The 14,533-nt window shown below is 56.4% G+C and carries 8 protein-coding genes, 2 tRNA genes and 3 rRNA genes (1 of these 13 only partly in view); 6 read left to right on the top strand and 7 right to left on the bottom strand.

Annotated features, from left to right (window positions below):
- The first annotated feature begins 147 nt into the window (after window positions 1–147).
- Complete coding sequence (locus tag CX511_RS01440; protein ID WP_045190271.1) at window positions 148–489, top strand: hypothetical protein; 342 nt, start codon at window positions 148–150, stop codon at window positions 487–489.
- A 37-nt stretch (window positions 490–526) separates the two neighbouring features.
- Here the strand turns inward: CX511_RS01440 and lapD are convergent, their stop codons facing one another.
- Together lapD and lapG are read right to left on the bottom strand one after the other, a co-directional pair.
- Window positions 527–2,473 carry a cyclic di-GMP receptor LapD gene (gene lapD / locus CX511_RS01435; protein WP_101291837.1) on the bottom strand — a complete coding sequence of 649 codons (1,947 nt, stop codon included), beginning with the start codon at window positions 2,471–2,473 and terminating at the stop codon, window positions 527–529.
- Window positions 2,474–2,483: 10 nt separating this feature from the next.
- Window positions 2,484–3,146, bottom strand: a complete 663-nt coding sequence (lapG, locus tag CX511_RS01430; protein ID WP_373432784.1) for a cysteine protease LapG — start codon at window positions 3,144–3,146, stop codon at window positions 2,484–2,486.
- A 340-nt stretch (window positions 3,147–3,486) separates the two neighbouring features.
- Between lapG and CX511_RS01425 the strand changes: the two genes are divergently transcribed.
- The 5 genes from CX511_RS01425 (at window position 3,487) to CX511_RS01405 (ending at window position 10,540) form a co-directional block, all read left to right on the top strand.
- Window positions 3,487–4,179 carry a GntR family transcriptional regulator gene (locus CX511_RS01425; protein ID WP_101291838.1) on the top strand — a complete coding sequence of 231 codons (693 nt, stop codon included), beginning with the start codon at window positions 3,487–3,489 and terminating at the stop codon, window positions 4,177–4,179.
- A gap of 687 nt (window positions 4,180–4,866) precedes the next feature.
- Window positions 4,867–5,643, top strand: coding sequence for a DUF3050 domain-containing protein (locus CX511_RS01420; protein WP_101291839.1), 777 nt, complete (start codon window positions 4,867–4,869; stop codon window positions 5,641–5,643).
- Window positions 5,640–6,587 (top strand): diiron oxygenase, encoded by a 948-nt coding sequence (locus CX511_RS01415; protein WP_045190284.1) that lies wholly within the window; start codon window positions 5,640–5,642, stop codon window positions 6,585–6,587. Before CX511_RS01420 ends, CX511_RS01415 begins: the two co-directional genes overlap by 4 nt.
- On the top strand, window positions 6,584–10,042 hold the full coding sequence (locus CX511_RS01410; RefSeq protein WP_101291840.1) for an amino acid adenylation domain-containing protein: 3,459 nt from the start codon (window positions 6,584–6,586) through the stop codon (window positions 10,040–10,042). Before CX511_RS01415 ends, CX511_RS01410 begins: the two co-directional genes overlap by 4 nt.
- 30 nt (window positions 10,043–10,072) lie before the next feature.
- Window positions 10,073–10,540 (top strand): SRPBCC family protein, encoded by a 468-nt coding sequence (locus tag CX511_RS01405; RefSeq protein WP_045190287.1) that lies wholly within the window; start codon window positions 10,073–10,075, stop codon window positions 10,538–10,540.
- A gap of 245 nt (window positions 10,541–10,785) precedes the next feature.
- On the opposite strand, the gene rrf (CX511_RS01400) is transcribed toward CX511_RS01405, so the two are convergent.
- The 5 genes from rrf (CX511_RS01400) to CX511_RS01380 all read right to left on the bottom strand — a co-directional run.
- Window positions 10,786–10,901, bottom strand: a 5S ribosomal RNA gene (rrf, locus tag CX511_RS01400).
- A 110-nt stretch (window positions 10,902–11,011) separates the two neighbouring features.
- Window positions 11,012–11,127, bottom strand: a 5S ribosomal RNA gene (gene rrf / locus CX511_RS01395).
- 131 nt (window positions 11,128–11,258) lie between these two features.
- Window positions 11,259–14,149: ribosomal RNA gene (locus CX511_RS01390) — 23S ribosomal RNA — on the bottom strand.
- Window positions 14,150–14,372: 223 nt separating this feature from the next.
- A tRNA-Ala gene (locus CX511_RS01385) sits at window positions 14,373–14,448 on the bottom strand.
- Between the two features lie 10 nt (window positions 14,449–14,458).
- A tRNA-Ile gene (locus tag CX511_RS01380) sits at window positions 14,459–14,533 on the bottom strand (it continues 2 nt past the right edge of the window).

Below are 14,533 nucleotides of genomic sequence, written 5' to 3'. Positions count from 1 at the left end.
CCGCGGCAGCCTGACCACGGCTGCCACGGTCAAGGCTTGGCCTGTAACCTGTTCACATTGCATACTCGCTCGCCGGGCCCACAGCCCGGCGAGCTTGGCCTATGCTGCTGACTGCGGTGATGGACTCAATTTAACGAGGGATACCCCATGTTCTACGTGCAACGTGATGCACAAGGCCAGTTGCTTCGGGTAGAGGCCGCCGCCTTCGACGGCTGCACGGAGGAACTGCCAGCCGACCACGCTGAAATTCAGGAATGGTTTGCCGACGACGTTGTCGAGAACAGCCTCAAGCAGCTCAAGCAGAGCGATCTGGACATGATCCGGGTGCTTGAAGATTTGATCGAAGTGCTGACCAGCAAAGGCGTGATCAGCATCACTGACCTGCCTGCCGGCGCTCAGGCAAAGCTGCTCAATCGTTCCAGTGCGCGTGAAGCCCTGGGCGGCTTGAACAACTTGATCGATGACAGTGAAGACAGCGGTCTGATTTGAACCGCAGCGGGCCGCTCTGCGGCCCGCTCATCCTTCCTCAGCGCCAAGGTGCGGGTTCGCCGACCAGCCTGCCCTGCACGCCCTGAATACCCATCTCTCGCAGCACCTTGAGTTCACCTTCAGTTTCCACCCGCTCGGCAATCAGCGGCAGGTCGATGCTGTGCGCGGCGCGCTGGATCGCTTCGATGAACAAGCGCTTGTGCTGCTCTTGATCGATTGCACGGATGTAGCTGCCATCGATCTTCAGGTAGGCCAGCCCCAAATGCGCCAGGTTGCCGATCATACTGAAGCGCCCACCAAAACGTTGCAGACTCAGGCTGAAACCCAGCCCACGCAAACGCCGGGTCAATTGCTCCAGCACTGCCTGGTCTGGTAGTTGTTCTTCGCCGATTTCCAGGGTCAGGCGCGGCCCCAGCGCCTGACTCTGGCCAAGCAACTCATACACCCTCTGCAGTGCAGCAGGATCGGCCAAGGTAGCTGCCGAGAGGTTCAAGGCCAACGACTCGGTGTGGGTCTGCATGTGCTTGAGCACCTGCTCAAGCATCAGCACATCAAGCCGCGCCGACCAGCCAAAGCGCTCCAGCCAGGGTAAGAAACGTCCGGCAGCAATCGCCTGGCCTTGATTGTCCAACACCCGCGAGATGACCTTAAAGTGCAATACCTTCTCGGGTGAATCGCTGGCCACCACCGGCTGGAAAAACAACTGGAAGCGCCCTTGTTGCAGCGCCTCATCCAGCAACTGGTGCCAGGCATGGTGAGTATCACCGGCCTGAGGGGCAGTTCCTTGCTCAAGGCAGACCCAGCCGGGCTCAACTTGGCTCTCGGCCCGTGCCAGCGCCTCATCCGCCAGCTTCAGCAAGGCCTGAGGAGCATCGCCAGGGCTGTACGGGGCCATACCGATGCAGGCCACGGGCGTGACATCGGTGGCTCCGGTGTCGGCCAGACTTTGCAAGGTGACTTCCAGGGCTTGGGCCAACTGAACCGCTTCCTCATGCACCAGGCCTGGCGCCAGCACGGCGAATTCACCGCCACGGCTGCGCGTGATCAGGTTGTTGGTCTCCGGATAATTGGCGCAAGTGCGCTGCAGTTGCTGGCCGACGGCCTGGAGCAATTGGTCGGTACGTTGACCGCCGAGGCGCTGGTTGAGCCCGGCGAGGTCTTTGACTCGCAACAGCAACAAGTAGCCCGGCCGGGCTTCTTCGATATTGCTGACCTGTGCATTGAGCTGCATTTCGAAATAACGCCGATTGGCCAGGCCTGTGAGGCTGTCCTGATAGGACTCAACACGCAGCTTTTCGCTGCGCTCAGCCTGCTCCTTGAACAGCGCCTTGAGCTTCTCGACCATCTGATTCATGGCCTGGACCACCCGGCGCAACTCTGGGGTGCTCGGCAGGTCAGGCAGGCTGAGAAACTCGCGACGAGCAATGGCGTGGGACTGCGCCACCATGTAGTCCAACGGCTTGAGCTGCCGACGCAGTAATAACGCGCCGAGCACCGCGCTCAAGGCCCCGCACAAAAGCAACCAGCCCAGGCTACCCAAGGCGCTCTGCCAGAGTTTGGCCAGGGCGAACATCGGATGGCTGACCACTTCGACTCGTGCCGCCTGCTGCCAACCCCGGCTGACGATGGCATCGCCACCAGCAGGCTCAAGGCCGATCAGGCGAATGAACCAGCCTGGTACACCGTTGGCTTCAGCTTCGGCGTGACGCTCAACCAACACGGCATTAGAGCCCAGGTCGATGACTTTGATACTGGAGTAATAACCACTGTCGAAAATCGAGCTGACCATCAACTCAACCATCGCCGGGTCATCGATGTTGGGCGTCAGCGACAGTGCCAAGGCAGTCGCCGCATCCTGGGCGTGCGAGCGCAATTGGTTTACATATTGGCTGCGCGAACTCTCCAGACTGACCATGAAGCTGCCGCTGAAGGCGACCACCAGAAACAGGCAGATGGCGAGCAGCAATTGTTTGAACAGTGACATCTGTGCTCCTTTAGTAAACCGGTTCGGCCGGGAAACCTTCGGCCTGCATCTTTTTCAGTAGATCCTGCCAGCGCGACAAGCGTTTGGTATCGCCGACCTTCTTGTTGCCCGTAGCGCCGGTCAGCCACAGCCCCTCACCGTTGAAGGAGTAGACCGGCAGCAAGTCGGTACGCTCGCTGGCGGGCTTGATCGCGTCCATCAGGCTGTCGAGCACCAGCGGCATGGCGTTGGGGCTCGAATAGTAGGTCAGGACCATGTGCGCACGGTTCTGCCGTAGCGCCTTAACGTAAGTGATCCGCAGCTTGTCAGCCGGCACGCCCATGCGCCTGAGGCTGAAGTACTTGGCGACAGCATAGTCTTCGCAATCACCCTGGCCCTTGATCAAGGCCTGTATCGGCGTTGCCCAGTAATCGACCTCGCGCCACAGGTCGATATCCTCGACATAGCGCAATTGGTGATTGAAGAACTGGTTGACCCGTTTGAGCTGCTCGGCTTCGCTGCCCTGCTTTTGCGTCGTCAGCAGGTTCTGCCAAGCATCGATACGGCCTTGCCCTGCCCCCAAAGGCCCATACAGGGACTGGGCACGGCGGCTGATCTGGGAAAAATCCCAGTCGGCGTGCAGGCTGCCCAGCAACAGGCAGCCGAGCACTACGGCAAGGCCCAGCCGGCGCATGGTCAAGTGAACAGCCCAACGTATCGCCAATGCGAAAAACCTGCGCAGACCTATGGAAAAACACCGATGGTGCGGCCTTACCCATGAAAAAACAATGGCACCGTGCAATCACCCATCATCCGCTTACTGACTATTGGGGAAAGTGCCAGTGGCCAGTACGTCGGCTCAGCTTCCCTTGGAGAAAAACTTCATTCACGATAGCAACTACCGTTACGCCTGCAGTCAGCCGACAGGGTCAGCACTCGAGGTCGTTGTGCGCGGTTTGACAAGTGCTCACCCGCTGACTAGGGTTATTGGATCCAATCGTCAAAACATCCCGACATTAAGGACAGAGTAAAGCGTGACCGAAAAATCCAAATCCTTGAGCGAAATACTGGGCAGCGAGCAAGTGCCGCCGCACCTGGCTCGTAGTGTGATTGAAGAGCGGTTGCGCAGCGCTATCCTTGATGGCCGCCTGGCACCTGGCCGGGCCCTGCGCCAACAGGAGTTGGCGACGCTGTTCGGGGTCAGCCGTATGCCAGTACGTGAAGCCCTGCGTCAGCTTGAAGCGCAATCCCTGCTGCAAGTGGTGGCACACAAGGGCGCTGTGGTAGCACCGCTGATTGGTGAAGATGCCGTGGACACCTATGCACTTCGAGTGATTCTGGAATCGGAAGCACTGCGCCAGTCGATCCCACTGCTCGATGCCGATGACATTGCCCTTGCCCGCGGTTATATCAAGCAATTGGAAAAAGAAACCCGACATGCTGAAATCGGTCGCCTAAACCGGTTGTTTCACATGAGCTTGTACCACAAGGCCTCAAACAAGAAGCTGTTGCGCCTGATTGAAATCGAGCTCAATGAAGAAGAACGCTTCCTGCGCTTTCACTTGTCCTCGATGGGCCTGGGCAAACTGACCCAGGACGACCACAACGGCCTGGTGGATGCAGCCAACGATAAATCCGTCGATGACGCTATCAACGTTCTCGAGCGCCATCTGAACACCGCGGCGAAAACCATCAAGGCTTATCTGAACGGTCGAGCGGCAGAGTAATTCCGCGCCCCAGTGGCGCATCAGCCCCGCTATCTATTTGTATCAATCTATGACGGCCTCCAGCCGTTTTGCGCTCGTCATTGCGCTGTGATGAGCGCGCGCCCTCTCAATTCGCCCTCCTCCTCCTGAACGCAGCCATGGCAGCGTGTGCGTTTTCGGCACACTCTAGTTCGCGCAGCGACCGCTGATCGTCTTCAGACGGGCCAGGTCGGCTGCCTGTCCAGAACATACAGAAGGAGTCCAGCGCCGGGCCAGGTCCAATATCGATCAGCTGCCCACACAATTATTGCCGTGATAATTCCGTCCTTCAGTAGTACTCCGAGTGAGGCATTCACTCATCATGCTTTTATTCTGACTCGTTATTGTCGGAAGGAGTACTTACATGCCAATAAAACTCTCAAAAGATGTTTTATAAGACCAACTTATTCGCAAAATAATAAGAGCGCAAATATATTTACAAAGCCCATTGCAAGACCCCAGGAAGTTGTTCTAACTTTTTAAACGCCAGCTACCGGCGAGCCACTCAACGCTCAGTTAAGCCCTGAATACCAGCCTCTCAACGGGCCTGGCTACACAACCAAAGCATTTTATCGACTTTGCAATCGAGGCATTTACTCGCCGCAAAGAGATGGAATTCTTTACCCACTATCGCGCCATGTACACATTAAGCACTGATGAGGGAACATTATGGCCACCTATAAATCAAGACTTGCACAATACAAAGAGAAACTTGCCACTCACCCTATATTTTCCGAAATCGATTCACTGCCGGTACTTCAACGCTTCATGGAAACCCATGTATTTGCCGTCTGGGACTTCATGTCACTGACCAAGCGCCTGCAACAGGAGCTAACCTGCGTTCACCTACCCTGGCTGCCACCGCAAGACCCGCAAGCCGCCCGCCTGATCAATGAAATCGTGCTGGGCGAGGAGTCGGATGATCGTCTTGATCGGGGCCACTACAGCCACTTCGAGCTCTACCTGGACGCCATGCGTGAGGTCGGTGCCAGCACCACGGCCATCGAGCAGTTCGTCCACCTGCAACGCCAAGGCATCGGTTACGCCAACGCCTTGCAACAGTCCGAGGCCAGTGAGGCCGCCAAACAATTTGTCTGCAACACCCTGGACGTCGCCCTCAATGCCCAGGCGCACAGCGTTGCCGCAGCGTTTCTGCACGGGCGCGAAAGCGTCATCCCGACCATGTTCCAGCGCATCCTGGATGACTGGGGCATCAGCGCTGAACAAGCACCGACGTTGCGCTACTACCTGCAACGGCACATTGAAGTCGACTCAGAGGACCACGGCCCGGCCGCCGAAGAGCTGCTCGCGCGTCTGGTGAATCAAGACCCACAGCGTGAACAGCAAGTCTACGAAGCCGCGATTGCCGCAGTACAAAGCCGTATCGCTCTGTGGGATCAACTGCGTCTGTCGATGCGCATCGGCCAAGTCGAGGTCCGCGCATGAACGCCATCGACTACCAATCCTTTGCCGATACCTGGGAGAGCCGGGCCACCATCCGCACCCGTCCGCGGCGCTTGGTCGAAGATGACCAGCGCCTGATCTATCCACTAAGCCGCCAGCCGCTGGTGCTAGCGCAGACTTTCGAGCGCGAGTGCCCGCAACTGCGCGACTTTGCCTTGGTACAAAGCCTGTACAAGTTCATCAATGACGTAGTGATCTTCGAAACCGAAATCGTCGACCGCACCGCTCGCAGAATCGCCAAGGATCGCTTCGCCATTCGCTTCCCGTTCGCCTGCCGCTACGACGCCATGACCGTGGTAGTCGATGAGGACTACCACGCCTTGGTAGCGATGGATTTCATGCAGCAAACCATCGCGCTGAGCGGTATCGAACCGATTAGCTTGCCAGCAGAAATCGAGCTCAGCCGCGCGATTCCAGCGGCCCTGGCCCTAGCCCCAGCGCACTTGCAGGATGCTCTGGAACTGATTTGTGTCGGCATTGCCGAGAACACCCTCACCGACGATGTCGCCGCCTTCGCCCGTGACGACACGGTCAAACCGTCGGTGAAGGGCCTGATGGCCGATCACCTGCTGGATGAGGGGCGCCATTCAGCATTCTGGGCGCGGCTGACACGCATTTACTGGCAAAGCGCTTCAGAGGCTGACCGCCAATGTCTGGCAGCAATTCTCCCAGTATTCCTCAACCAGTACCTGACCAACGACCTCCAGAAAGCCTTCGACTTCGAACTGATCGCGCACCTGCCAGTCGCCCCCCTCGTTCGCCAGGCACTACGTGAAGAGGTTCTGGGCATGGCCTATCCAATAAACAGCCAGCATCCGTTACTGAACAACATCCTGCGCTTTTTTCGTAGCAGTTCAATGCTCGACTCACCCTGCGTACAACACGCACTGGCGCACTACCTGCCCCAGGCAAGGAGAGCGCCATGAGACGTCTCGACATCCTGTTGATCGGTAATAGTCCGGCGCTGACACTAATCAATCAAGAGATTGAGCAGTATGGCCACGCAGTAGCCCAGGTAACCTCCTCCCAGGCCATGGCGCAGCTCCCGTGGCACCCGCCGCACCTGGTGATCGACGATGGAAGTCTCACGCTCGACCCGAGCGACTGGCAGGTATGGAAGAATTGCCCGCTGCTGAGTCTTCGCCTGGGTGTCTACCAACAGCCAAACAGTGACCTGCCTGCAATAGAGCTGTTGTGCTGGACTGGCAGCTTCACCGCGCAACGGCTGATCGAGCGCCAGCAAGTGGCGCCAGTCCTGTCGGGCAATGGCCAGCAACTGCGTCAACAAACAATCGACGTCCTGCTGGAAACACTTGCTCTACAGATCAGTCGCTTTTCACGGAATCCGGATCACCTGCTCGAGCTTGTCGCGATCAATCCGGGCCCGCATGACCACGAGCAAAACCTAGGTTGGCTTGAACAGCTGGCATTTGTTCATCGTTTCAACCAAACGCGATCCCCCGAGCTGCTGCGCCAAGCCGGCATCCCGTTGATCGAACGGCTGGATCAGAGCCTGCGCCGTTACGCACACAAGCCAGCGCTGAACCTGGATGGCCAGCGTATGGACTATCACCATTTACACGCTCAGGCTGTCGCCATCCAGCAACAGTTGCTACCACTGTTACCTGCGGCCGTGAATCCCACGCAAGCTGTTGTAGTGGGTGTCTGCATCGGCAAGTCACCAGCGCTCTATGCCAGCCTCCTGGCCGTTCTGGGCTGCGATGTGGTGTATCTACCGCTTGACCCGAACCAGCCGGCGCAACGGCTGCGTCAGATCCTGGGCGATGCCAGAGCCTGTGTGTTGCTGCACGATGGACAGTTCGTCTATGAAGGGCCAAACCTGACGGCGCTGGACGTGCGCCAGTTGCCCGCCGTGAAGCAAGCCCCACTACCGGCGTTAATGCTGCAACGTCCGGCGCTGGATAACCCATGCGTGGCGATCTACACCTCCGGCACCACTGGGCAGCCCAAAGGCGTGCTGTTAAGCCAACGCAACCTCAGCCATTTCCAGGCGTGGTACAGCGCACATGTGCAGCTATCACAGGATTGCCGGGTCTTGCAGTTCTCGACCATCGGCTTTGACGCCTCACTGTTGGACATCTTGCCGACCTGGATCTGTGGCGCCGAGCTAGTGGTACCCAACGAGGACCAACGTCGCGATCCGCAACAACTGCTCACGCTGATTCACCAGCAACAGGTTAGCCACGCCTTTCTGCCACCTGCGCTGTTGAGCATTCTGCCGCTTGAGCGGGGTTTGGGCCTGACCCACTTGATCACAGGTGGCGACGTGTGCGAGCCAGGGGTGATCACTCAACTGGCCGAGCGGTGTCAGTTGCATAACATCTATGGCCCAACGGAAACCAGCGTACTGGCGACCACTCGGGTATTACGCCCAGGCGACAACCCGCGCAACCTGGGGAGACCGATCGCTAACACCCAAGTATTGATTCTCGACCAGGACTTGCTGCCGGTCGCTGAGCAACAACCCGGCGAGCTGTACATCGACGGCCCCGGCGTGGGCCTGGGCTATTTGAACAATCCCCAGCTCAGTGACGAGCGCTTCGTGCAGATCAATTTGGCTGACGGCTCCCGTCGGCGCCTGTACCGCACTGGCGACATTGGCAAATGGACCGCTGATGGCATCGAGCTGTGTGGCCGGCGGGACAATCAGGTGAAGATCCGCGGCTTTCGCGTCGAACCGGAAGAGATCGAGCATTGCCTACGCACCAGTGGATTGTTCCGCCAACTGGCCGTGGTCATTGATGAACAGCGTCGAATCCTCGTCTTTGCCGCGCATCCCACCAGCGAGGGCGCTGAGCAGGCCTTGCGAGAGCATGCCGAGCGAAATCTGCCCGACTACATGCGCCCGACCTTGTACCGACGCGTAGCGCACATGCCCTATACCGCAAACGGCAAAGTCGATCGTCACTCGCTGATGCAACTGCCACTGGAGTTGCCGCAGAACAACCAGCGCCGCGCTCCCGCCAATGCTATAGAGAAACAGCTGCTGAGGGTGTGGAGCATGCTGCTGGAGCTACCGGAGGAAGACATCTCCACCGATGACAGCTTCTTCAATCTGGGTGGGCATTCCATTCTTTTGTCTCGCCTGCTGTTGAGTGTCCGTGAGCAGTTCAGTCGCGGCATCCCCATCAATCGCTTCATTGAAATGCCAACCCTATGTCGTCTGGCGCAACTGATTGGTGGCGACGCCAATCAAGCAGGTGAAATCGATCCCCAGGCTGAGCAAGACTGTCGACGTGAGCTGGGCCTGACTATCCGGCCCTTGGCGCAACTGGGCGATGTGCACAAGGTGATTGTCACCGGGGCCAACAGCTTTCTCGGCGTACACCTGGTCGAAGCATTACTGGCATGGGGTGCCAGCGAAGTAGCCTGCCTGGTTCGACGCAATGCCCACCAGTCAGCCAGCGAGCGCTTCTATCAGGCGCTGGAAGAAAACCAGTTAGGTGCCTTGGACCTGGCCCGGGTGAAAGTATTTGACGCCGACTTGCGCCTGCCGCAACTAGGCCTGAGTGCTGCCGACTACGACTATCTCGACAACCACTATGGCGCGCTGCTGCACAACGCAGCGCAAGTCAATCACGTACTTGATTACCAGACCTTGGCCCGCGACAACGTCGAACCGCTGTTCGAGTGCCTGCGCTTGTGCGAAGGCCGACGCAAGAAGGTGGTCAATTTCATATCGACCTTGTCTGCCTGCAGTGCCATCGACAGCGACGGCCTGGTGCTTGAACAGGGTCCAGCGAACACTCCACCGATCTACCTGCGCAATGGCTACAACCTGAGCAAATGGGTCGGCGAACGCATCCTTCAGCGCGCCCGCGCCGAGGGTGTATGGGTCAATCTGTACCGCCCAGGCAATATCAGCTTCAACAGCCGTACCGGTGTCTGCCAACCTCAGCGCAATCGACTGATGCTGATGCTCAAAGGCTCGCTACAGCTGGGTCAGGTTCCAGCCCTGGAGCTGAACTTCGACCTCATGCCGGTGGACTTCCTCGCCCGCTTCATCGCCTTCCACAGCAGTCGTTATCAGGACGCGCAAGCCGTGTTCAACCTCCACAACCCAGAGCCGCTGAGCTGGCGCAGCTATGTCTCGGCATTTCGCGACCATGTCTGGCCGTTCGAGCTGGTCAGTGTCGAGCAATGGCAGCAACAGTTACAGCGGGTCGACCGCGATAACGCCTTGTTCGACGTGCTGGGGTTCTACCTGGACGGCTTCGAAGAAGACATCGGCGACATCTCCAACATCCAGCACGCCAACGCCCGCGCTGGCGTCAAGCGCATGGGCACATGTTATCCGGCCAAGACCCCTGAGCTACTGCAGCGCGGTCGCCAGTACCTCCACCAGATCGAATTCCTCTGAACCCTTCAACCCACGCAGGAGATCCACACCATGCAAACACTTCAACCCGACACCCTGATCCGAAACCCTGATGGCTGCCAGGTAGTCGCCAGCGTCGAGATTGCCGCAGACGCGGCGAGTGTCTGGAACATCGTCGGCAACTTTGCCGGCTTTCCCGTGTTCATTCCGGCGCTTTCGCACATCGAAATGAGCGGTAGCGGCGTCCGTTCGGTGCGCAAGAAATTGTTCAAGGATGGCAATGTGGTGATCGAACAACTCAATGCTCGCAATGACCAGGCTATGTGCATGACCTGGAGCCTGATCTATACCAGCCTGAACATCGGCAACCTGTGGGCGGCCATGCAGGTCGAGGCGCTGGGCGAACATCGTGCCCGCGCGGTATGGACTATTCAGGCCGAACCTTACACAGGCGGTCGCGATGCGTTGCCTGGGTTTCAGGCATTTCTTCAGGGGTTCGCTGATGATGCTATGAACAACGTGCGCAATTTGCTGGAGTGATTTCGCTATAGCGGCACAATCTCGCTCCTACAAGGCCGGTAGGAGCGGGCGTATCGGGCCTATCTGGTTGCATTGGCACACTTGCCTGAAGCTGCAGTACCTTCGCTTGAAAACCGTGAGCTGCCGCTTCGCGTCCCATCGCAGCCTAGCGGCAGCGGCTACCAACTTGACCTGTCATAGCAGGTGCCGGGCCCTAGAAAGACAAAACCCCTGTCTGCAGTGCAGACAGGGGTTTTGGAATTGAATCTTGACGATGACCTACTCTCACATGGGGAAACCCCACACTACCATCGGCGATGCATCGTTTCACTGCTGAGTTCGGGATGGGATCAGGTGGTTCCAATGCTCTATGGTCGTCAAGAAATTCTGTGTGCCGGTCCGTCTGTTGCGACGTGCCAGCGAATTCTTGATGCTTCTACTCTAAAGACAAAACCCCTACCTGCATACGCAGATAGGGGTTTCGGAATTTAATCTTGACGATGACCTACTCTCACATGGGGAAACCCCACACTACCATCGGCGATGCATCGTTTCACTGCTGAGTTCGGGATGGGATCAGGTGGTTCCAATGCTCTATGGTCGTCAAGAAATTCTGTTGCCAGAAGGTCTTGTTAGACACTCCAGCGAATTGGGTATGTGACAGTTTGTGGTTTTACGAACTTTCGGTTCATTTCGTCTTCACCACCACAATCTGCGTTGCAGATTGCTTGGGTGTTATATGGTCAAGCCTCACGGGCAATTAGTATTGGTTAGCTCAACGCCTCACAGCGCTTACACACCCAACCTATCAACGTCGTAGTCTTCGACGGCCCTTCAGGGAGCTCAAGGCTCCAGTGAGATCTCATCTTGAGGCAAGTTTCCCGCTTAGATGCTTTCAGCGGTTATCTCTTCCGAACATAGCTACCCGGCAATGCCACTGGCGTGACAACCGGAACACCAGAGGTTCGTCCACTCCGGTCCTCTCGTACTAGGAGCAGCCCCTCTCAAATCTCAAACGTCCACGGCAGATAGGGACCGAACTGTCTCACGACGTTCTAAACCCAGCTCGCGTACCACTTTAAATGGCGAACAGCCATACCCTTGGGACCGGCTTCAGCCCCAGGATGTGATGAGCCGACATCGAGGTGCCAAACACCGCCGTCGATATGAACTCTTGGGCGGTATCAGCCTGTTATCCCCGGAGTACCTTTTATCCGTTGAGCGATGGCCCTTCCATACAGAACCACCGGATCACTAAGACCTACTTTCGTACCTGCTCGACGTGTCTGTCTCGCAGTCAAGCGCGCTTTTGCCTTTATACTCTACGACCGATTTCCGACCGGTCTGAGCGCACCTTCGTACTCCTCCGTTACTCTTTAGGAGGAGACCGCCCCAGTCAAACTACCCACCATACACTGTCCTCGATCCGGATAACGGACCTGAGTTAGAACCTCAAAGTTGCCAGGGTGGTATTTCAAGGATGGCTCCACGCGAACTGGCGTCCACGCTTCAAAGCCTCCCACCTATCCTACACAAGCAAATTCAAAGTCCAGTGCAAAGCTATAGTAAAGGTTCACGGGGTCTTTCCGTCTAGCCGCGGATACACTGCATCTTCACAGCGATTTCAATTTCACTGAGTCTCGGGTGGAGACAGCGCCGCCATCGTTACGCCATTCGTGCAGGTCGGAACTTACCCGACAAGGAATTTCGCTACCTTAGGACCGTTATAGTTACGGCCGCCGTTTACCGGGGCTTCGATCAAGAGCTTCGCGTTAGCTAACCCCATCAATTAACCTTCCGGCACCGGGCAGGCGTCACACCCTATACGTCCACTTTCGTGTTTGCAGAGTGCTGTGTTTTTAATAAACAGTCGCAGCGGCCTGGTATCTTCGACCGGCATGAGCTTACGGAGCAAGTCCTTCACCCTCACCGGCGCACCTTCTCCCGAAGTTACGGTGCCATTTTGCCTAGTTCCTTCACCCGAGTTCTCTCAAGCGCCTTGGTATTCTCTACCCAACCACCTGTGTCGGTTTGGGGTACGGTTCCTAGTTATCTGAAGCTTAGAAGCTTTTCTTGGAAGCATGGCATCAACCACTTCGTCGCCTAAAGGCAACTCGTCATCAGCTCTCGGCCTTAAGATCCCGGATTTACCTAAGATCTCAGCCTACCACCTTAAACTTGGACAACCAACGCCAAGCTGGCCTAGCCTTCTCCGTCCCTCCATCGCAATAACTAGAAGTACAGGAATATTAACCTGTTTTCCATCGACTACGCTTTTCAGCCTCGCCTTAGGGACCGACTAACCCTGCGTCGATTAACGTTGCGCAGGAAACCTTGGTCTTTCGGCGTGGGAGTTTTTCACTCCCATTGTCGTTACTCATGTCAGCATTCGCACTTCTGATACCTCCAGCAAGCTTCTCAACTCACCTTCACAGGCTTACAGAACGCTCCTCTACCGCATCACCTAAGTGATACCCGTAGCTTCGGTGCATGGTTTGAGCCCCGTTACATCTTCCGCGCAGGCCGACTCGACTAGTGAGCTATTACGCTTTCTTTAAAGGGTGGCTGCTTCTAAGCCAACCTCCTAGCTGTCTAAGCCTTCCCACATCGTTTCCCACTTAACCATGACTTTGGGACCTTAGCTGACGGTCTGGGTTGTTTCCCTTTTCACGACGGACGTTAGCACCCGCCGTGTGTCTCCCATGCTCGGCACTTGTAGGTATTCGGAGTTTGCATCGGTTTGGTAAGTCGGGATGACCCCCTAGCCGAAACAGTGCTCTACCCCCTACAGTGATACATGAGGCGCTACCTAAATAGCTTTCGAGGAGAACCAGCTATCTCCGAGCTTGATTAGCCTTTCACTCCGATCCACAGGTCATCCGCTAACTTTTCAACGGTAGTCGGTTCGGTCCTCCAGTCAGTGTTACCTAACCTTCAACCTGCCCATGGATAGATCGCCCGGTTTCGGGTCTATACCCAGCGACTAAACGCCCTATTAAGACTCGCTTTCGCTACGCCTCCCCTATTCGGTTAAGCTCGCCACTGAATATAAGTCGCTGACCCATTATACAAAAGGTACGCAGTCACCTAACAAAGTAGGCTCCCACTGCTTGTACGCATACGGTTTCAGGATCTATTTCACTCCCCTCTCCGGGGTTCTTTTCGCCTTTCCCTCACGGTACTGGTTCACTATCGGTCAGTCAGTAGTATTTAGCCTTGGAGGATGGTCCCCCCATATTCAGACAAAGTTTCTCGTGCTCCGTCCTACTCGATTTCATGACTAAGAGATTTTCGCGTACAGGGCTATCACCCACTATGGCCGCACTTTCCAGAGCGTTCCGCTAATCTCAAAGCCACTTAAGGGCTAGTCCCCGTTCGCTCGCCACTACTAAGGGAATCTCGGTTGATTTCTTTTCCTCAGGGTACTTAGATGTTTCAGTTCCCCTGGTTCGCCTCTTGCACCTATGTATTCAGTACAAGATACTCAGCTTATGCTGAGTGGGTTCCCCCATTCAGAGATCTCCGGATCAAAGTCTGTTTGCCGACTCCCCGAAGCTTATCGCAGGCTACCACGTCTTTCATCGCCTCTGACTGCCAAGGCATCCACCGTATGCGCTTCTTCACTTGACCATATAACCCCAAGCAATCTGGTTATACTGTGAAGACGACATTCGCCGAAAATTCATGAAAACTCACAAATTTTACCTTAGCCTGAACAAACACCAGTGAAAGTGCTGTCCAGTCTATCTTTCTATCACATACCCAAATTTTTAAAGAACGATTCTGAAAAAGTTCAGAAATCAATATTCGATGCGAATATTCATTTCTAAGCTTTGACATGGTAACAAGGGGGTGGTGGAGCCAAGCGGGATCGAACCGCTGACCTCCTGCGTGCAAGGCAGGCGCTCTCCCAGCTGAGCTATGGCCCCAACAAGAAACTGGTGGGTCTGGGCAGATTCGAACTGCCGACCTCACCCTTATCAGGGGTGCGCTCTAACCAACTGAGCTACAGAC

It is taken from the genome of Pseudomonas sp. S06B 330 (assembly GCF_002845275.2).
Classification (GTDB): Bacteria; Pseudomonadota; Gammaproteobacteria; order Pseudomonadales; family Pseudomonadaceae; genus Aquipseudomonas.
Note: the sequence above shows the minus strand (reverse complement) of the source record. Positions and strands in the feature narration are given on the sequence as shown.